Source organism: Brevundimonas sp. SORGH_AS_0993 (assembly GCF_030818545.1).
Taxonomy (GTDB): Bacteria; Pseudomonadota; Alphaproteobacteria; order Caulobacterales; family Caulobacteraceae; genus Brevundimonas.
The window spans coordinates 1,578,818-1,598,802 of sequence record NZ_JAUTAH010000001.1; the positions used below are offsets into that span (position 1 = coordinate 1,578,818).

The 19,985-nt window shown below is 69.1% G+C and carries 13 protein-coding genes, 1 tRNA gene, 1 pseudogene and 1 riboswitch; of the genes and pseudogenes, 10 read left to right on the plus strand and 5 right to left on the minus strand.

Features of this window, described 5'->3' with window-relative positions:
- Positions 1-87: 87 nt before the first annotated feature.
- Positions 88-261 (minus strand): hypothetical protein, encoded by a 174-nt coding sequence (locus QE389_RS07855; protein WP_307366079.1) that lies wholly within the window; start codon positions 259-261, stop codon positions 88-90.
- Between the two features lie 187 nt (positions 262-448).
- A riboswitch (SAM riboswitch) is annotated at positions 449-562 on the plus strand.
- 78 nt (positions 563-640) lie between these two features.
- Between QE389_RS07855 and QE389_RS07860 the strand changes: the two genes are divergently transcribed.
- From QE389_RS07860 to QE389_RS07875, 4 genes are all read left to right on the plus strand, one after another.
- Positions 641-1,693 carry a homoserine O-succinyltransferase gene (locus QE389_RS07860; protein WP_307366082.1) on the plus strand — a complete coding sequence of 351 codons (1,053 nt, stop codon included), beginning with the start codon at positions 641-643 and terminating at the stop codon, positions 1,691-1,693.
- Complete coding sequence (gene metB, locus QE389_RS07865) at positions 1,690-2,871, plus strand: cystathionine gamma-synthase (RefSeq protein ID WP_307366084.1); 1,182 nt, start codon at positions 1,690-1,692, stop codon at positions 2,869-2,871. The genes QE389_RS07860 and metB overlap by 4 nt, the downstream gene beginning before the upstream one ends.
- Positions 2,872-2,923: 52 nt before the next feature.
- Positions 2,924-2,998: transfer RNA gene (locus QE389_RS07870), tRNA-Glu, on the plus strand.
- Positions 2,999-3,207: 209 nt separating this feature from the next.
- Positions 3,208-3,474 (plus strand): hypothetical protein, encoded by a 267-nt coding sequence (locus QE389_RS07875; protein ID WP_307366086.1) that lies wholly within the window; start codon positions 3,208-3,210, stop codon positions 3,472-3,474.
- 57 nt (positions 3,475-3,531) lie between these two features.
- Here QE389_RS07875 and QE389_RS07880 read toward each other — a convergent pair whose 3' ends face one another.
- From QE389_RS07880 to bglX, 3 genes are all read right to left on the minus strand, one after another.
- Positions 3,532-4,476: a hypothetical protein gene (locus QE389_RS07880; RefSeq protein ID WP_307366088.1), complete on the minus strand. Its 945-nt coding sequence runs from the start codon at positions 4,474-4,476 to the stop codon at positions 3,532-3,534.
- A gap of 4 nt (positions 4,477-4,480) precedes the next feature.
- Positions 4,481-5,656 (minus strand): glutamine-hydrolyzing carbamoyl-phosphate synthase small subunit, encoded by a 1,176-nt coding sequence (gene carA / locus QE389_RS07885; protein ID WP_307366090.1) that lies wholly within the window; start codon positions 5,654-5,656, stop codon positions 4,481-4,483.
- A gap of 94 nt (positions 5,657-5,750) precedes the next feature.
- Complete coding sequence (bglX, locus tag QE389_RS07890) at positions 5,751-7,988, minus strand: beta-glucosidase BglX (protein WP_307366092.1); 2,238 nt, start codon at positions 7,986-7,988, stop codon at positions 5,751-5,753.
- A gap of 318 nt (positions 7,989-8,306) precedes the next feature.
- Here bglX and proB point away from each other — a divergent pair.
- From proB to QE389_RS07910, 4 genes and pseudogenes are all read left to right on the plus strand, one after another.
- A pseudogene (proB, locus tag QE389_RS07895) lies at positions 8,307-9,462 on the plus strand (glutamate 5-kinase).
- Positions 9,459-10,721 (plus strand): glutamate-5-semialdehyde dehydrogenase, encoded by a 1,263-nt coding sequence (locus QE389_RS07900; RefSeq protein WP_307366094.1) that lies wholly within the window; start codon positions 9,459-9,461, stop codon positions 10,719-10,721. Before proB ends, QE389_RS07900 begins: the two are co-directional and overlap by 4 nt.
- A gap of 43 nt (positions 10,722-10,764) precedes the next feature.
- Positions 10,765-10,980 carry an AbrB/MazE/SpoVT family DNA-binding domain-containing protein gene (locus tag QE389_RS07905; RefSeq protein WP_307366096.1) on the plus strand — a complete coding sequence of 72 codons (216 nt, stop codon included), beginning with the start codon at positions 10,765-10,767 and terminating at the stop codon, positions 10,978-10,980.
- Positions 10,967-11,302 carry a type II toxin-antitoxin system PemK/MazF family toxin gene (locus QE389_RS07910; RefSeq protein WP_307366098.1) on the plus strand — a complete coding sequence of 112 codons (336 nt, stop codon included), beginning with the start codon at positions 10,967-10,969 and terminating at the stop codon, positions 11,300-11,302. Before QE389_RS07905 ends, QE389_RS07910 begins: the two co-directional genes overlap by 14 nt.
- A 56-nt stretch (positions 11,303-11,358) precedes the next feature.
- Here the strand turns inward: QE389_RS07910 and QE389_RS07915 are convergent, their stop codons facing one another.
- Entirely contained in the window at positions 11,359-13,773 is a 2,415-nt protein-coding gene (locus QE389_RS07915; RefSeq protein WP_307366100.1) for a membrane-bound PQQ-dependent dehydrogenase, glucose/quinate/shikimate family, read from the minus strand.
- A 247-nt stretch (positions 13,774-14,020) separates the two neighbouring features.
- Here QE389_RS07915 and QE389_RS07920 point away from each other — a divergent pair, with 247 nt between their 5' ends.
- Positions 14,021-15,448, plus strand: a complete 1,428-nt coding sequence (locus tag QE389_RS07920) for an NAD(P)-dependent oxidoreductase (protein WP_307366102.1) — start codon at positions 14,021-14,023, stop codon at positions 15,446-15,448.
- Positions 15,445-19,965 (plus strand): glutamate synthase large subunit, encoded by a 4,521-nt coding sequence (gltB, locus tag QE389_RS07925; protein ID WP_307366104.1) that lies wholly within the window; start codon positions 15,445-15,447, stop codon positions 19,963-19,965. Before QE389_RS07920 ends, gltB begins: the two co-directional genes overlap by 4 nt.
- Positions 19,966-19,985 lie beyond the last annotated feature (20 nt).

A 19,985-nucleotide genomic window follows, 5' to 3' on the forward strand; every position in this document is an offset into this window, starting at 1 on the left:
TCGGGTGAGGAGCATGGGGTGAAAAGAAAAACCCCGCCTGGCGGACCGGGCGGGGTTCGGGTTCTGCGGTCGCCTGGGTTCGGCGCGCTAAACTCGTCCCGCCCGTCTGGGCATGGTGGTGGTGCCGGTCGTGCCGCCGATAATGGTTCCGCCCACAGTCGCGTCGAGCAGAGTCGCGCCGAGGATCGCGTCCATGACGAAGTCCGTCGCGGCGAGGCCGGCGACGGGGGAAACTTCGACGATGAGCGAGCGCTGCGGCACGGGGCGGGTCCGGTTGAAATCTTGGCCTAGGGTGATTGGCGCACCCCCGGTCTGTCAAGCGGTCTTGGATGATTTTTTCGCAACAAGGCTCTTTCCACCCATTTCGCACCCGCCGCCGTCACACAACACGGCGATAAAGGTTGAATTTTCCGCTTGACCGGCGCCGCCCCTTTGATCAACGTAAAGTCACTCATCAAGACCGGCTGAGGGATTAGGCCCTTTGACGCCGGGGCAACCATCGGGTTCCGCCCGAAACGGTGCCAACTCCTGCGGGGTTCTTCGGGACCGCGAGAGATGAGTGGAGCATCGACGAGGCGACGCTCCACCCTCTGTCACCGCAGCCGGGCTTGTTGAGCCGAGACGACGCGGATGACAAACGATGACCCTGGACGAAACCGCCCTGCTTGAAGAGCCCGACTGTCGCACCGCGACAGCCGAAACCTTTGCGCCGACGCCGACGCGCGACCGCGGCGGCGCCCGCGACATCATCGTTCCCATTCCCGCCGACTTCCGCCTGACCTCGGGCGAACAGCTGAAACAACCCAATGTGGCGGGCCGTCTGCACGGCCGCGCGGGCGCGCCCCTGGTCGTGGTCGCCGGCGGCATTTCGGCCGGCCGTTTCGTCCACCGCACCGAGACGAACGGCCTGGGCTGGTGGTCGGGCGCCGTGTCGGTGCGCGGCCCCATCGACCTGAGCCGGTTTCAGGTCCTGGCCGTCGATTTCGCGCCGGGAGCGGAATTCCTGGACGCCCCCGTCACCATCACCACCCACGACCAGGCGCGCCTTCTGGCCCTGGTGCTGAACCATCTGAAGGTCGAGCGCGTCGCCGCCTTCGTGGGCTGCTCCTATGGCGGCATGGTCGCCCTGGCCTTCGGCGAGCTTTACCCCGAATGGGCCGATCAGCTGATCGTGGTCTCCGCCGCCCACCGCGCCCATCCGCAAGCCACGGCCTGGCGCGGCATCCAGCGCCGCATCCTGCAGTTCGCCGTGGCCGCCGGCCGACCGGAGGAGGGCGTCGCCCTGGCCCGCGAACTGGCCATGACCACCTATCGCACGGCCGAAGAATTCCACGACCGCTTCGAGACCACGCCGCCCCAGGCCGTCGGCGGCCCCTATCCCGTCTGCGACTATCTGACGGCGCGGGGCCAAGCGTATCGCACCCACACCACCCCGGCGCGCTGGCTGTCGATGTCCGATTCCCTGGATCGCCACACCGTGACGCCGGAAGCCATTTCCACCCCCGTCACCCTGATCGGCTTCACCTCCGACCGGCTGGTGCCGATCGACGATATCCGCGAACTGGCCGCGCGGCTGCCGACCCTGTGGCGCTTCGTCGAGGCGCCCTCCCTCTATGGCCACGACGCCTTTCTGAAGGAGGACGCCTTCGTCGGCGACATCCTCCGCGCCGCCTTCAAGGATATCAAAGCATGACCCGTCGCCCCGCTGATCCGCACACCATCGCCGCCCGCACGGGCGTGGATTCGGACACGGCCCACGGCGCGGTCATGCCGCCGCTGTATCTGTCGTCCAACTATTCCTTCGCCGGCTTCGACCAGAAGCGGAAATACGACTACAGCCGCTCGGGCAACCCGACCCGCGACGTCCTGGCCGAGACCTTGGCCGAGCTGGAGGGCGGCGCGGGCGCCGTGATCACCGCCACCGGCATGGCGGCCGTCGATCTTCCGCTGGCCCTGCTGGAGCCCGGCGACCTGCTGATCGCCCCGCACGACTGTTACGGCGGCACCTGCCGCCTGCTGAACGCCCGCGCGAAGAAGGGGCATTTCGAACTGCTGCTGGTCGATCAGGGCGATCCGGAAGCGCTGGAACAGGCCCTGGCGCTCAAGCCGAAGCTGGTTCTGGTCGAGACGCCGTCCAACCCGCTGCTGCGCCTCGTGGACGTGGCCGACATATGCACCCGCGCCCATGCGGCCGGCGCCAAGGTGGTGTGCGACAACACCTTCCTGTCGCCCGCCCTTCAGAACCCGATCAAGCTGGGCGCCGACTTCGTGGTCCATTCCACGACCAAATTCATCAACGGCCATTCCGACGTTGTCGGCGGTGCGGTGGTTTCGGCCGACGCCGAGGATCACCAGACCCTGGCGTGGTGGGCCAACTGCACCGGCGTGACCGGCTCGCCCTTCGACGCCTATCTGACTCTGCGCGGGGTTCGCACCCTGTTCGCCCGGATCGAGCGGCAGCAGGCAACCGCCGGCCGCATCGCCGAACGCTTGGCCGCTCATCCGGCCGTGCGCGCCGTCCACTATCCGGGGCTGAAGTCGCACCCGAACCACGCCCTGGTCGAGGCCCAGCAGAACGGCCCCGGCGCCATGCTCAGCTTCGAACTGGACGGCGGGGTCGAGGCCGTGCGCGCCCTGGTCGAGGCGCTGGAGATCTTCACCCTGGCCGAATCGCTGGGCGGGGTCGAAAGCCTGATCGCCCACCCCGCCACCATGACCCACGCCGCCATGACGCCCGAACAGCGCGCGACGGCCAGCATCGGCGACGGGCTGGTGCGGCTGTCGGTCGGGCTGGAACATGTGGAGGATCTGATCGCCGACCTGTTCCCGGCGTTGGACGCCCTGGCGCCCGTCCAGGCCGAAGCGGCGTAAGTTTTCGCTTGCAGAAGGGACCGATCCGGGGCACATGCGCCGCCCCGGCTGCGGTCCCTTCGTCTATCGGTTAGGACGTCAGGTTTTCAACCTGAAAAGAGGGGTTCGACTCCCCTAGGGACTGCCACCGGCGTCGCCCTTCTCTGATCGTCGTCGAGCTTTCGCTCCGCTCTCGGATTAGGAGTTCAGTAACCATTTTGTCCGGATCGAGGCGATAAGTCTCTCGATTCACGGACTTTTTTCGGACGCAGTCAGGAACTATCCACAGGGACTGTGGTTAACCGCATGTTACCTCGGCGCAGAAGCGCGCTCTCCTCCTCCTGATCCGAGATCTCCATGTTCATCGCCATCGCCCGTCCGGCGGTGGAGCCCCAAGGCCCCGACGCCGTCGCCGTCCCCGGCTCTCCCGCCATCGCCGAACTGTCGCCCCGCGCCCTGCACGCGCGCCTTCTGGAAAATGCGGCCCTGCGCCGGATGCGCGGACTGGAGCGCCGCCGCGAGCTTCGTCTGGACGACGCCGATTACTGGCTGCACGCCGCGCCCCTGGCCGTGCGAAAAGCCAGCGCCCTGCGCGAAGCCGAGAGCTTTTCGCCGCTGCCTTGAACGTCCAGAAGATCGTAACCCTGGCCTTGCGCCCGAGATAACGACCACAGGAAATTTTTAGCGCAGTTCAGGCGTGCGTCGCCGCAGCGACGCCTTCAGCTTGGCCCACTTCTGACTCTCCGACTTGGGCCGCACCCGCTTGCGATGCTCCAGCCCCCCGCCCCAGCGGGCGTGGACCGGCGCGTCCAGATGCGGATGGCGGTCGTGCTGGTGGACGATGGGGCTGGCCGTCCCGTCCGGATTGACGGCCCGGCCGTCCACGAACGACAGCCGGTCGCCCGGCGTCAGACCCAGGGTGGCGACCCGGCCGTAGTTGGGCTGGATCGTCGCCGCGATCAGTCCCTGGTGGACGGCCAGGTTGAAGCCCGCCTGGTCCGCCCCGAAGGCGCCGCCGATCTCGGACCGGGGCGCGGCGGCCAGCGACAAGATCAGCCGCGACAGGCGCGCCGCCTCCGCGCGGGGCCCGATCAGCGTCCCCACGCACAGGCAGGGCTTGTCGGCCATCCGGTCCGCCTGGGCCTGGCCGAACAGGGCGCGAAGATGTTTCATGTTGAAGGCGTGATCGGCCAGCGGCCCCTCGGCCTCCACGAAGGCTTCCAGTCCGGTCGGCGCGGGCGCGAACGGCGGGGCCTGAAAGATCACGTCGCGCACGTCGCAGGCCAGGGCCGCGCCGGGACGGTCCCCCAACAGGCCGGCGAAGGCGACGAACCGCTGCATCACCGGATGAGGCGCCCAGCCGCGCCAGACCGGCGCATCCACGGCGGTGATGCGATTCCGGCTCAGAAAGGCCCGCAACTCCGGCGCATCGTCGACCACCAGGGCGACCGGCCCGTCGAACACGGCCCGCAAGGACAGAACGAAGGGCGCGATGTCGGCGGCGTCGTATCCGGTGGCGTAGCCGACTACCACGTCCCCATCCGGCAGGGATTCGAACCTCTCCGCCTCCGAAAAAGCCTGAGCCAGCCAGTCCAGATAGGCCGACCGCGACGCCCCGTGTTTCATGGCCTCAGCGTGCGTCCATCAGATCGGCGAACCGGTCAAACAGATACAGGCTGTCGGTCGGTCCGGGCGAGGCCTCGGGGTGGTGCTGGACGCTGAAGATGGGGCGCCCCTCGACCGCGATGCCGCAGTTGGTGCCGTCGAACAGGCTGACGTGGGTTTCGGTCACGGCGTCGGGCAGGCTGTCGCGATCGACGGTGAAGCCGTGGTTCATCGACACGATCTCGACCTTGCCGGTGGTCAGGTCCTTGACCGGATGGTTGGCGCCGTGGTGGCCCTGATCCATCTTCACCGTCCTGGCGCCCAGGGCCAGGGCCAGCATCTGGTGGCCCAGGCAGATGCCCATCAGCGGCTTGCCGCTGGCGACCAGCTTCTGGATTTCGGGCACGGCGTATTCGCCGGTCGCGGCCGGATCGCCCGGCCCGTTCGACAGCACCACGCCGTCGGGATTGCGGGCCAGAACCTCTTCCGCCGTGGTCGTGGCGGGCACCACGGTGATCTTGGCGCCGGTGGAGGCCAGGGCGCGCAGGATGTTGCGCTTCACCCCATAGTCGACGACCACGACCGACTTGCGGCCCTCGGTCTTCGGATGACCCTCAGGCCATTCCCACAGCCCCTCGTCCCAGTCGAACGCCTGCAGCGTCGAGGCGGGCTTGGCCAGGTCCAGGCCGACCAGGCCGGTCCATCCCTTGGCCTGGGCGACCAGGGCGTCCAGGTCGAAGTTTCCGTCCGGGTCGTGGGCGATGACGGCGTGGGGCGCGCCCTTGTCGCGGATGATCTTGGTCAGGGCGCGGGTGTCCACGCCCGCCAGGCCGACCACGCCGCGCCGCTTCATCCAGTCGTCGAAACTGGCGTCCGAACGGTAGTTGGCCGGATCGGTCGGCAGGTCGCGGAAGATCGCGCCCATTGCTGAGCGGGGGGGCGCCGAGGTGTCCGACCCGCCGCCCATCTGTTCGATGTCTTCGACGTTCGTGCCCGCATTGCCGACGTGGGGAAAGGTGAAGGCCAGGATCTGGCTCATATAGGACGGATCGGTCAGGATTTCCTGATAGCCGGTCATGGCGGTGTTGAAGACCACCTCGCCCAGGGCCGACCCCACGGCGCCGACGCCGAGTCCTTGGAGGATCGTGCCGTCGGCCAGCGCCAGAACGCCCGTCGCGCCCGGAAGAATCGTCGTCGTCATGGGCGGGCTCCTAAACTCGAATCCGGCCCGAAAGACGGCCGAAGGCAAACGGCGGCGTCGTTAAGCCCTGCGGCCCGCCCCGTCAACGCAAGGTTCAGCGCCCGTCGCTGATCGAGGGCGGCCCAACCAGGCGGAAGGTCGCCGGGACCCCGCCCTGGGCATGGGGCGCCAACCAGACATCGAACAGGCCCGGCTCGATCCGATAGGTCTCGTCCGCCCCGATGAAGCCCAGTTGACGGGCGTTCAGGGTGAAGCGCACCTTCTGGCTCTCGCCCGGTTTCAGGGTCACGCGCTTGAAGTCCTTCAGCAGCCGTCCCGGCTGGGTCAGACTGGCGACCCGGTCGTGGATGTAGAGCTGCACCAACTCCTCCGCCGTGTGTGGCCCCGCGTTGGTCACGGTCACGGCCAGATCCAGCGTCCCGGCCCAATCCAGGACGTCGCGCTCCATCTCGATCGGACCATAGGTCACGGCGCCATAGCCGAGGCCGAAGCCGAACGGATAAAGGGCCGTATTGGTCGTCTCGCGGTAACGGGCCTTGTATTCCTCGCTCGCCAGATCGGGATTGGCGGGCCGACCCGTCGTCTTGCGGTCGTAGGAATAGGGCTGCTGGCCCGACCTGTGCGGGAAGCTGATCGGCAGACGACCAGACGGGCCGTGGTCGCCGAAGACGACGTCCGCCACCGCATGGCCCATCTGCTCGCCCAGGAACCAGGTGACGACGATGGCCTGGGCGTTCTTGACGTTGCCCTCCAGCGCCAGGGCCCGGCCGTTGCGCAACAGGACGACCATCGGCTTGTTCAGGGCCGCCATGGCGTCGACCAGGGCCATCTGCGGCGCGGGCACGACGATCTCGGTGCGCGACTGGGCCTCGCCCGACATATTGGTCGCCTCGCCGATGGCCAGGACGATGACCTCGGCGTCGCGGGCGGCGGCGATGGCCTGTTCGATCCCGCCGGCCAAGGGCGTCTCCACCCCCGAGCCCCGCGCGACGGTCAGGTTCTGCGGATCGCGCATGGCCGCGCGGAAGCCGGTCTCCAGCGAGACCCGCCGCTCGGGCGCGCCCCAGATGGTCCACGGCCCCCACACATTGTCCACATCGTCGGCGAAGGGGCCGACCAGGGCGATCTTCTGGGTCTTCTTCAGCGGCAGAAGGCCGCCCTGGTTCTTCAACAGGACCACCGACTTGCGGCCCGCCTCGCGCGACAGTTCGATGTGTTCGCGCGATCCGACCACCGCCTTCTCGCGCGCCGCGTCCATGCCGCGATAGGGATCGTCGAACAGACCCAGGGCCGCCTTGACGTGCAGGACGCGACGCACCGCCTCGTCCAGACGCGCCATCGACACCTCGCCCGAGGCCACCAGGCCCGGCAGATGCTCCATATAGAGGCCCGACACCATAGACACGTCCACACCGGCGTTGAAGGCCAGGCGCGTCGCGTCGCGGGCGTCCTCGGCGAAGCCGTGGGCGATCAGCTCCTGTTCGGAGGTGTAGTCGGAGACCACGAAGCCCTCGAAGCCCCATTCGCCGCGCAGGATGTCGGTCAGCAGCTTGCGGCTGCCTGAGGCCGGAACCCCGTTGACGTCGTTGAAGGCGCTCATGATCGACAGGCAGCCCGCGTCCACCGCCGCCTTGAACGGCGGCAGGAAAACCCCGCGCAGGGTCTGCTCGCTCATGTCGGTGGTGTTGTACTCGACCCCGCCGATGGCGGCGGAGTAGCCGGCCATGTGTTTGGCGGTGGCCAGGACGGCGTCGCGGTCGGCCAGGCCCTTTTCCCCCTGGAAGCCGCGCACGCGGGCGGCGGCCAACAGGTTGTTCAGCAGAACGTCCTCGCCCGCCCCCTCGACATTGCGGCCCCAGCGCTGGTCGCGCGCCACGTCCACCATCGGGGCATAGGTCTGGTGCACGGCCGAAGCCGCCGTCTCCACCGCCGCCGCCCGCGCGGTGCGATAGGCCAGATCGGTATCGAAAGCCGCCGCCTCGGCCAGAGGCACGGGGAAGATGGTCGACAGGCCGTGAATCACGTCGGCGGCGAACAGCAGCGGAATCTTCAGCCGCGTTTCCTCGACCGCCACCTGCTGGATGCGGCGGCCCGCCTCGGCGCCGATGCCGTTGAACAGGCTGCCGACCTTGCCCGCGCGGATCAGGGCGGTGACGCGCGCCGGGTCGCCGGTGCCGTCCAGCGGGTTCACCGCCGTCGGCATCCAGCGGAAGGGATCGGCCAGCAGGTTCAACTGCCCCGCCTTCTCCTCCACGGTCATGGCCGCGATCAGATCCTCGATCCTCTGGCGGTGACGTCCAACGGTGCGGGCGATTTCAGCGGAAGCAGGCATGGGAAAGACTCCGGCGCCCATCAGGGTCAGAAGACCCAGGCCAGACAGGAAATTTCTACGAGTGGCCGCGGTCTTGAGGGGTCTCGTCTTTGTCATGGCGCTCCGAGGGTCCCTGGCGAGGCGGAATCTTGGCCTAACCCCCCGGACCCGCCCGGTTCAACCCCTGGCGCCGATGTAAATGATGTAACAGCCGAACGCCGGTCGACCGAAGCGCCGTCCGGCCGTCATCGGCGCGGCGGCACGGAATTGCGCGCCGGTCGACGGATTCCGCCCTCTCGGCAAGAGACAAGCGCAAACGGTGGCGTTACAGAAACCGCCATGCTGGAGACCGCCGCCCTCAATACGCCGGACGCCGCCGCCGCCCTGGCCGGCGCGCGCCGGGTCGTGGTCAAGATCGGTTCGTCCCTGCTGGTCGACGCCGCGACCCGGCGCCCCACGCGCGACTGGTTGGCGGCCATGGCCCAGGACCTGGCGACCCTTAAGGCCGGGGGGCGGGAGGTGATCGTGGTGTCCTCGGGCTCCATCGCCCTGGGGCGGGGCCGGCTGCCGGACCTCGGCGCGCGGCTGGAGGACAAGCAGGCGGCGGCCTCGGTGGGACAGTCCCTGTTGATGGCGGCCTGGTCGGCGGCGTTCGAACCGCACGGCCTGGTCGTCGGCCAGGTGCTGCTGACCCGCGACGACACCGAACGCCGCCGCCGCTGGCTGAACGGCCGCGCCACGGTCGAGGCCCTTCTGGCCCACGGCGTCGTGCCGGTGGTCAATGAGAACGACACCGTCGCCACCGAGGAAATCCGCTATGGCGACAACGACCGGCTGGCGGCCCGCACGGCCCAGCTGGCGCGAGCCGATCTGCTGATCCTGCTGTCGGACGTGGACGGCCTCTACACCGCCGATCCGCGCCGCGACCCCGGCGCCGCCCATCTGGCCCGCATCGACGCCCTGACGCCCGAGGTCCTGGCCATGGGCGGAGGCGCCAACGCCGAGGCCGGGGTGGGCACGGGCGGCATGGCCACAAAGCTGGCGGCGGCCCAGATCGCGCGCTCGGCCGGCTGCGCCACCCTGATCGCCTCGGGCCAGCCCCTGTCGCCTCTGACCGCCATCCGCGACGGCGCGCGCGCCACCCTGATCACCGCTCCCGACGGGCCGATGGCGGCCTACAAGCAATGGATCGCCGGCAGCCTGTCGCCGGCCGGAACCCTGACCCCTGGACGCCGGGGCGGTTCAGGCGCTGAAGGCGGGCAAGAGCCTGCTGCCCGCCGGGGTCACGGCCGTCGCCGGTGCCTTCGAAAAAGGCGACAGCGTGCGCCTGGCCGATCCTGAAGGCCGCCAGATCGGGGTCGGTCTGGCCGCCTACGCCGCCGAGGAGGCCGCGTGCATCCGGGGCCGCCGCTCGGACGAGATAGAGGCCGTGCTGGGCTATCGCGGAGCGGCCGTCCTGATCCACCGCGACGACCTGGTGCTGAACGACCGATGACCCAACTGACCGAACAGATGATGGACCGGGGCCGCCGCGCCCGCGCCGCCGCCCAGGGCCTGCGCGACGCCCCCCCCGCCGCCCGCACCCGCGCCCTGGAGGCCCTGGCCGAAAAGCTGACTGTCGCCGAGCCCGACCTCCTGGCCGCCAACGCCCGCGACGTGGCCGCCGCGCGCCAGGGCGGCATGGCCGAGGCCCAGATCGACCGGCTGCTGCTGACGCCCGCGCGCGTCGCCGGCATGGCGCAGGCGGTGGCGACCATCGCCGCCGTGCCCGATCCCCTGGGCGTCGAGACCGAACGCTGGACCCCCGCCAACGGTCTGGACATCGCCCGCGTCCGCACCCCCATCGGCGTGCTGGGCGTCATCTACGAAAGCCGGCCCAACGTCACCGCCGACGCCGCCGCCCTGTGCATCCGCTCGGGCAATGCGGCCATCCTGCGCTGTGGGTCGGACTGTCTACAGTCGTCCCTGGCCATCGCCGCTCTGATCGCCGACGCCCTGGCCGAGGCGGGTCTCCCGGCCGATGCGGTGCAACTGGTCGACACGCCCGACCGCGCGGCCGTGGGCCTGATGCTGTCCGGCCTGGACGGCGCCATCGACGTCATCATTCCGCGCGGCGGCAAGAGCCTGGTCGCCCGTGTCCAGGCCGAGGCGAAGACGGCGGTGCTCAGCCATCTGGAGGGACTGAACCACACCTATCTGCACCGATCCGCCGATCTGGAGACCGCCCGCGCCGTGGTGCTGAACGCCAAGATGCGCCGCGTGTCGGTCTGCGGCGCGACCGAGACCCTGTTGGTGGACCGGGCGGCGGCCCCGCAACTTCTGCCGCCCGTCGCCGCCGACCTGATCGCCGCCGGCTGCGAACTGCGCGGCGACGAAGCGGCCTGCGTCCTGGTTCCCGCCATGACGCCCGCGACCGAAGCCGACTGGACCACCGAATATCTGGCGCCCATCCTGTCGGTGCGGGTCGTGGACGATCTGGACGCGGCCGCCGACCACATCGCCCGCTACGGCTCGGGCCACACCGAGGCCATCATCGCCACAGACGCTCAGGCCGCCGAACGGTTCGCGGCCCAGGTGGACAGCGCCATCGTCCTGATCAACGCCTCGACCCAGTTCGCCGACGGCGGCGAGTTCGGCTTCGGCGGCGAAATCGGCATCTCCACCAACCGTCTGCACGCACGCGGCCCGGTCGGCGCGGAACAACTGACCACCTACAAATACGTCGTACGGGGACAAGGGCAGGTCAGGCCCTGAAGCCCGGCTTGCCGCCGGTAAGGAAATTCCTTACCTTGGTCGGATGATCAAAAGCCGCCTGACATCCAAGTCCCAGACGACCATCCCCCAAGCTGTGCGCGCCGCGCTCAGTCTGCGGGACGGCGACGAACTTCAATATGATCTGGACGGCGACAGGGTGATACTGAGCAAGGCCCGTCGGGCGCCGGCGGAAGATCCGTTTGCGGCGTTCGATGAATGGGACGGCGACGCGGACCGCAAGGCTTATGCCGGACTTTGAGCGCGGCGACGTCGTTCGCGTGCCTTTCCCCTATACCGACCGCAGCACCCGCCAGCATCGCCCCGCCTTGGTCGTTTCCGACGGGCCGCTGGGCGACGGCGAGCGGCTGTTGTGGTTCGTGATGATCACCAGCGCCAAAAACCGGCCATGGGCGGACGATGTGCCGTTGGGCGACCGCTATGCCGAAGCCGGCCTGCCCGCGCCCTCCGTCATCCGTCCCGCCAAGATCGCCACGATCGACACAGCTGTGGCCACGCGCCTGGGCCGCATCGACGACGAGCGGCTGGCGCGAACGATGGCTGTCATCCGCGCCAACCTCTGAAGTCCACGCTCTCCGGCCTCAAGCAGCGCGAAGCACGATAGCCCCCCCAGGGAAGCCTATGCCCCGCCCTTGGGCAGGGCATAGGCGATGACGTAATCGCCCTCCGGCGTCTCCATGAAGTGGTGGCCCGCCGCCACGATCACCAGATACTGGCGGCCGTTCTGCTCATAGATCATCGGATTGGCCTGGCCGCCGGCGGGCAGGACGTCGGACCAGACGGTCTTGCCCGTCTCGATGTCGATGGCGCGGATCAGATCGTCGGTCGCTGCGGCGATGAAGATCAAACCACCGGCCGTGACCACCGCGCCGCCGTTGTTCGGGGTGCCGATCTCCAGCGGCAGCATGGAGGGGATGGCGAACGGCCCGTTCTTGCGCGCCGTGCCGAACGGACGGTCCCACAGTGTCCGGCCGCTGACCACGTCGATGGCGCGGATGCCGCCATAGGGCGGTTCCTTGCACAGCAGGCCGGTGAAGGGCATCCGCCAGCCGGCGTTGACGTCGATCGCATAGGGCACGCCCATCTGCGGATCGCCGGCGCCCTCGGCCTTGGACAGATTGCCGCCCCGGTTGGCCAGCTCCTTCTCGCGGGCGATATAGCGGGGGTCGTCGCGCGGGAACCAGCCCAGCTTGTCGGCCTCGGCGCGGGGCACCAGCCGGTTGTAGTTGGGCATGTCGTTATAGTTGGCGACGATCACGCCGCGACGCGGATCAAGGGCGACGCTGCCCCAGTCCGAACCGCCATTGTAGCCGGGGTATTCGATGAAACGACGGCCGACGGTCGGTGGCGTGAACTGGCCCTGATAGGACGCCTTCTTGAACTGGATGCGGCAGATCATCTGGTCGATCGGCGACATTCCCCACATATCGGCTTCGCGCAGGTCGGGCTTGGCGAGAGTGTTGAACAGCGAATAGGGCTGGGTCGCCGCACGCTGGGCTGGTTCGACGCCGCCGCGTGGTGCGGGACGATCCTCGACGCCGTGGAGCGGCTGGCCCGTGCGACGGTCCAGCACGAAGATCTCGCCGCGCTTGGACGGCAGGATCACCGCCGGGGTGACGCCGCCCGCCGTCGGTAGATCGACCAGCGTCACCTGCGAGCCCAGGTCGTAGTCCCACACGTCGCGATGCACGGTCTGGTAATGCCAGCGCGGCTTGCCGGTCGTGACGTCCAGGGCGACCAGCGCGCTGGAATACTGGTTCTCCTGCGGCCGGCGCAGCGACGAATAGTAGTCGGCCGAAGAGTTGCCCATCGGCAGATAGACCAGGCCGAGCCCCTCGTCCGCCGTCGCCGTGGTCCACATGTTCGGGGTGCCGGGGGTGTAGGTCTGGCCCGCCGGCGGGGTCGTGGTGGTTTCGGGACGCATCATGTCCCACGCGAAGCGCAGTTGGCCCGTGACCGCGTCATAGCCCTGGATCACGCCCGAGGCGTTCCAGCGTTTCTGACCGTCCAGCACCTGATGGCCGGTCACGATGATCCCGCGCACTATGACGGGCGGCGAGGTGATCGACACCATCCCGGGATAGGGGTCGCCCATCCCTTCCTTGATGCTGACGGCCCCATTGGTCCCGAAGGCGGGGCAAGGAACGCCCGTCCGGGCGTCCACGGCGATGATGCGGCCGTCCAGCGTGCCTTCGATGATCCGCGTGGCGCAAGGCTGCGCCTGGTCGACGTTCGGCACGGCGTAATAGGTCACGCCCCGGCAGGCGGCCGTATAGGGGATCTGGTCGTCCGGCACCTTGGGTTCATAGGCCCATTTCTGCTGACCCGTGGCGGCGTCCAGGGCGAACATCTTGTTGCGCGCCGAGCAGAGATAGACGGTGTCGCCGATCTTCAGCGGCGTGGTCTCGGCGCCCCAGCGCTCGCCCGGCAAGTCGCCGGTGCGGAAGGTCCAGGCGCGCTGCAACTGACCGACATTGTCCTTGTTGATCTGGCTCAGCGGCGAATAGCGCTGGGCGGCGTCCGATCCGCCGTAGGCGGGCCAGTCCATCCCGGCCTTGATCAGGGCCGGATCGCCGAAGGGCCCGCGCTGGCCGGGCACGGGACTGTCGACGCCGGGCCTGTTGATCTGGCCGACCACCAGACCGAACGCCACCGTCAGCACCGCCAGGCCCAGGGCGGCGATCCCCGCCTTGCGACCGCCGCCCCGACCGGGACGCAGCACGGGCAGGGTCGCCAGAACCAGGAACATCAGCACCAGCGGCCCGACCAGGCGCGGGATCATCGCCCAGCCGTTCAGCCCCTTCTCCCACAGCGCCCAGACCAGGGTGAGCAGGAAGGTCGCGCCATAGATCCAGGCCCCGCGGATGTCGCGATAGACAAGGAAAAAGCCTGACGCGATCAGCGCCAGGCCCGCCAGAAGGTAATACCAGGAGCCGCCCAGCGCGGCGAGTTGAACCCCGCCCACGGTCAGAACCAGGCCGATCACGACCAAAAGCAGGCCGAGAAGCAGCGTCGCCCACCCTGCCAGTCCCACGGGTGTTGTCCATCGCGGCATGATCGCGCCTCTCCTGCTGATTGCAGGATCGGCAACGCTCCGCAGGGCGGCCGGTTCCTGATGTCGCAGGGCGGAACCAAACAGCGTTGCACTGCAACCGCCATGAACCAGCATCATTTGACGACGAAACGTCGGATATTGGACGATTTATTCTTTCTTTCGTGCTGATAATGGCTCGCGGCAATAATATTTGCCTATCAGGCTTCCTTTGCGGCATATGCGAGACATGCATAAGACCCTGAAGCAAGGCGGGACATTCGTTGTCGAACCCCGCCGCCTGTCCAAGGCCTCGGCCGAGCTGCGCGCGCGCGGTTTCGGAGAGATCACGATTCCGCCTTCGACCGAGACGGCCGAGAAACAGGCGTCGCGCTGCACCGACTGCGGCGTGCCGTTCTGCCAGAACGCCTGCCCGCTTCAGAACAACATTCCCGACTGGCTGCGCCTGTCGGCCGAGAACGAGGCGCGCGAGGCCTGGCGCGTGTCGTCCCTGACCTCGACCATGCCCGAAATCTGCGGCCGCATCTGCCCGCAGGATCGGCTGTGCGAGGGCGGCTGCACCCTGAACCAGTCCGGCTGGGACGCCGTCACCATCGGTTCGGTCGAGGCCTGGCTGGGCGATCAGGCGTGGGAAAAGGGCTGGGTCGAACCGATCCGTCCGCGCGCCGAACGCGGCGAGACCGTGGGGATCGTCGGCGCCGGCCCGGCCGGCCTGGCCGCCGCCGACCGTCTGCGTTCCGAGGGCTATCAGGTCACGATCTATGACCGGCACGACCGGGCGGGCGGCCTGCTGATCTACGGTATCCCGGGCTTCAAGCTGGAAAAGCACGTCGTGCAGCGCCGGGTGGATCGTTTAGCCGAGGGCGGCGTCCGGTTCGTGCTGGGCTGCGAAGTGGGCAAGGACGTGACCCTGACCGAGTTGCGCGACCGTCACGACGCCGTGCTTCTGGCCATGGGCGTCTATCAGCCGCGCACCCTGTCGGCGCCGGGACGCGGGCCGGATTCGACCGTGGCCGCCCTGTCCTATCTGACCCATCAGAACCGTCGCGACCTGGGCGACGCCGAACAGGACGGCTGGCACGAGGCGCGCGGCAAGCGGGTGGTCGTGATCGGCGGCGGCGACACCGCCATGGACTGCGTCCGCACCGCCATCCGCCAAGGCGCGGCGTCCGTGACCTGCCTGTATCGCCGCGACCGCGAGAACATGCCCGGCTCGGCCCGCGAGGTCGTCAACGCCGAGGAGGAAGGCGTCGTCTTCGAATGGCTGGCCGCGCCCAAGGCCCTGCTGTCGCAAGGGGACGTGGTCACGGGGGTGCGCGCCGCGCGGATGCAGTTGACCGAGGCCGCACCCGGTGAACGTCGCGACATCGTGCCCGTGCCCGGCGCCGACTTCGACGTGCCGGCCGACATCGTCATCGAGGCCCTGGGCTTCTCGCCCGAGCCGTTCGCCGCCCACGAACCCGATCTGCGCCTGCGCGACGACGGCACGATCAAGGTCGGCGCCGTCAGCTTCGCCACCAGCCTGCCCGGCGTCTTCGCCGCCGGCGACGCCGTGCGCGGCGCCTCCCTGGTCGTCTGGGCCGTCCGCGAAGGCCAGGACGCCGCCGCCGAGATCGACCGTTACTTCAAGACCCGCACCGAGGAGGTCGCGGCATGACCTGGTTAGACACCTACAACGAGACCCGCGACCGGTTGGAAGCCGGAAACGCCTATGATCGCAACTCCGAGCGCGATGCCTGCGGCGTGGGCCTGGTCTGCTCCATCGACGGCACGCCGCGCCGCGACGTAGTCGAATACGCCATTCGCGGCCTGAAGGCCGTGGCCCACCGGGGCGCGGTCGATCCCGACGGCCTGTCGGGCGACGGCGCGGGCATCATGGCCGAACTGCCGCAAGGCTTCTTCGCCGAACAAGTGGCCTCCATCGGCCAGTCCCTGCGTCCCGGCCCGATCTGCGTCGGCCAGATCTTCCTGCCGCGCACCGACCTGGGCGCCCAGGACCGCGCCCGCGCCATCGTCGAGACCGAGGCCCTGCGTGGCGGTTTCTGGATCTATGGCTGGCGCCAGACGCCCATCGACCTGTCGGTCGTCGGGACCAAGGCCGGTGCGACCCGGCCCGAGATCGAACAGATCATGCTGGCCCCGCCGCTGGACGACGCGGGCCAGCCGCTGGACGGCGAGGCGCTGGAGCGGGAACTGTATTTGTGCCGCCGTCGCATCGAAAAGACGGTCAAGACCGAGAACCTGGCCGGGGTCTATATCTGCACCCTGTCCGCGCGCTCCATCGCCTACAAGGGCATGGTCCGGGCCGAACTGCTGGGCGACCTTTATCCCGATCTGGAGGATCCGCGCTTCGTTTCGGCCTACGCCGTCTTCCACCAGCGCTATTCGACCAACACCTTCCCGGAATGGCGACTGGCCCAGCCGTTCCGCATGCTGGCCCACAATGGCGAGATCAATACGCTGAAGGGCAATCTAAACTGGATGAAGTCGCACGAGATCCGCATGGCGGCCGGCGCCTTCGGCGACCGCGACCGCGAGGTCAAGCCGGTGGTCCAGCCGGGCGGGTCGGACTCGGCGGCGCTGGACAACGTCATGGAAGTGCTGGTCCACGCCGGTCGGCCCGCACCGATGGCCAAGGCCCTGCTGATCCCCGAGGCTTGGGCCAAGGACGACGTGGTCATGCCCGAGGCGCACCGCGCCTTCTACGCCTATTGCAATGCGGTGATGGAGCCGTGGGACGGCCCGGCCGCCATCTGCGCGGCCGACGGCCGCTGGGTCGTGGCGGGCAAGGACCGCAACGGCCTGCGTCCCCTGCGCGCCGTCGAGACCGTGGACGGTCTGCTGATGGCGGGCTCGGAGGCCGGCCTGGTGCCGATCCCCGAAAGCCGGGTGAAGCGACGCCTGCACATCGGCCCCGGCAAGCTGATCGCCGTCGATCTGAAGCACGGCCGCGTCTATGATGAGCATGAGGCCATCGACGCCCTGGCCACCGCCCACCCCTATCAAGACTGGCTGGGCAATATGGTCGATCTCGAGCCGATCATCGGCCCCGGGCCCGAGCCGCGTTCGGTCTCGGGCGAGGCCCTGACCCGCCGTCAGATCGCCGCCGGCTACAGCCGCGAGGACCTGGATCTCTTGCTGGACGCTTTGGTGCGCGACGGCAAGGAGGCCGTGGGTTCAATGGGCGACGACGCCCCGCCCGCCGTCCTGTCGGCCCTGCCGCGCCCGCTCAGCCACTATTTCCGCCAGAACTTCAGCCAGGTGACGAACCCGCCCATCGACCCCTTGCGCGAAGCGGGGGCCATGAGCCTGAAGACCCGGTTCAAGAACCTGGGCAACATCCTGGCCGAGGAAGAGGCCCAGACCGACGTTTTCGTGCTGGACAGCCCGGTCCTGACCAACGGCATGTACGAGCGGATGGTCGAGACGGTCGGCGCCGGTTCGACCGTGGTGATCGACTGCAGCTATGACGTGCCGTCAGACGAGGCCCGCCCCGGCGCCGGCCTGCGCGCCGCCCTGGACCGGATCATGGACGAGGCCGAGGCCGCCGCCCGCGACGGCGCCGCCCTGATCGTCCTGACCGACCAGCACGGGTCGGCCGATCGTCTGGCCGCGCCGATGATCCTGGCCACGGCCGGGGTTCACGGCCGCCTGACCCGGGCGGGCCTGCGGACCTACTGTTCCATCGTGGTCCGCACGGCCGAGACGCTGGACCCGCACGGCTTCGCCGTCCTGGTCGGGGTAGGCGCCACCACGGTCAACGCCTGGCTGGCCCAGGACCTGTTCCAGGAGCGTCTGGACCGGGGCCTGTATCCCGGCCTGACGCTGCGCGACGCCTGTCTGAACTACAAGGCCGGCATCGAGGCGGGCCTGCTGAAGACCCTGGCGAAAAAGGGCATCAGCATCATCTCCGCCTATCGCGGCGGCTGCGAGTTCGAGGTTCTGGGCCTGTCGCGGGCGCTGACGGCCGAATTCTTCCCCGGCGCCCCGTCGCGCATCTCGGGCATCGGTCTGGCCGGTCTGGAGCAGGCGGCGCTGAAGCGGCACCGCCTGGCCTGGGGCGAGGCCCTGCCCTCGCCGGCCATCGGCGGCTTCTTCAAGATCCGCGCGGGCGGCGAGGCCCACGCCCATGACGCCAAGACCATCCACCTGTTGCAGGACGCCTGCAATCGCGGCGACTATCGCCGGTTCAAGCAGTATTCGGACGCGGTGCGCGCCCAGGCCGACCTGTCCCTGCGCGACCTCCTGGACTTCCGCGAGGCGGCGCCCATCCCCCTCGACCAGGTCGAAAGCGTCTCGGACATCCGCCGCCGCTTCCTGACCCAGGCCATGTCGCTGGGCGCCCTGGGGCCCGAGGCGCACGAGACGCTGAACATCGCCATGAACCGCATCGGCGCCCGTTCGGTGTCCGGCGAGGGCGGCGAGGACCCCGAACGCTATCATCCCCGCCCCAACGGCGACGACGCCAACTCGGCGGTGAAGCAGGTGGCCTCGGGTCGATTCGGCGTCACGGCCGAATATCTGAACCAGTGCCGCGAGATCGAGATCAAGGTGGCGCAAGGGGCCAAGCCCGGCGAGGGCGGCCAGCTGCCCGGCTTCAAGGTCACGGAGTTCATCGCCCGGATGCGCCATGCGGTGCCGGGCACGACCCTGATTTCGCCGCCGCCGCACCACGACATCTATTCCATCGAGGACCTGGCCCAGCTCATCTACGACCTGAAGGCCGTCAATCCCGATGCGCGGGTGACGGTGAAGCTGGTGTCCGCCTCGGGCATCGGCGCCATCGCGTCCGGGGTGGCCAAGGCGAACGCCGACGCCATCCTGATCGCCGGCCACAACGGCGGCACCGGCGCCTCGCCCCAGACCTCGATCAAGCACGCCGGCCTGCCGTGGGAGATCGGCCTGGCCGAGGCCCATCAGGTGCTGACACTGAACAATCTGCGCGGCTCGGTCACGCTGAGGACCGACGGCGGGGTCCGCACCGGCCGCGACGTGGTCATCGCCGCCCTCTTGGGCGCAGAGGAGTATGGCGTGGGCACCGCCGCCCTGATCGCCATGGGCTGCCTGATGGTGCGCCAGTGCCATTCCAACACCTGTCCCGTCGGCGTCTGCTCGCAGGACGAGCGCCTGCGCGAAAAGTTCACCGGCACACCCGACAAGGTGGTCAACCTGTTCACCTTCATCGCCGAGGAGACGCGCGAGATCCTGGCCTCCCTCGGCGCGCGCACGATGGACGAGATCATCGGCCGCACCGACCTGCTGCGTCAGGTGCGTCGCGGCGGTTCGCACCTGGACGACCTCGATCTGAACCCCCTCCTGGTGCAGGTGGACGAGGGCGCGGCCGGGCGCTGGGCCGACAAGGCGGCGCGCAAGCCCATCGCCGACAGCCTGGACGCCCATGTGCTGAAGGACGCGGTCCGCTTCCTGGATCGCGGCCAGACGCTGGAGCTGTCCTATCCGCTGAACAACACCCAGCGCACGGTGGGCGCGGCCCTGTCCTCGGCCATCGTGCGGCGCTTCGGCGCCCAGGGTCCGGCGGGCCGTCTGAAGCTGCGGCTGGAAGGCATCGCAGGCCAGAGCTTCGGCGCCTTCGCGGCCAGGGGTCTGGAGCTGCACCTGACGGGCGAGGCCAACGACTATGTCGGCAAGGGTCTGTCGGGGGCCGAAATCTCGGTTCGCACGCCCGAATGGCGCGAGGATCAGCTGATCTGCGGCAACACCACCCTGTATGGGGCGACCTCGGGCCGGCTGTTCGTCGCGGGGGCGGCGGGCGAACGGTTCGCGGTTCGGAACTCGGGCGCGGAGGCCGTGGTCGAGGGGCTGGGCGCGCACGGCTGCGAATATATGACCGGCGGGCGCGTGGTCGTCCTGGGCGCGGTCGGCTGGAACCTGGCGGCGGGCATGAGCGGCGGCGAGGTGTTCGTGCTGGACCGCGACGGCGCCGCCCGCGCCCTGAACGGCGACCTGGCCGGGATCGCGGACCTGGACGAGGCGGCGGCCGAACGGCTGAAGGCCCTGATCGAGGCGCATCTGGCCGCGACCGGCTCACCCCTGGCGCGCCGTCTGCTGGGCGACTGGACCGCCAGCCTGGCGCGGTTCGCCCGGATCGCGCCCCTGACCGAGATCGCCGCCGCCAACGCCGTCCAGGCCGAGCGCCTGAAGACCCCCGCCTGACGACCCGCCTGATCGAGAGC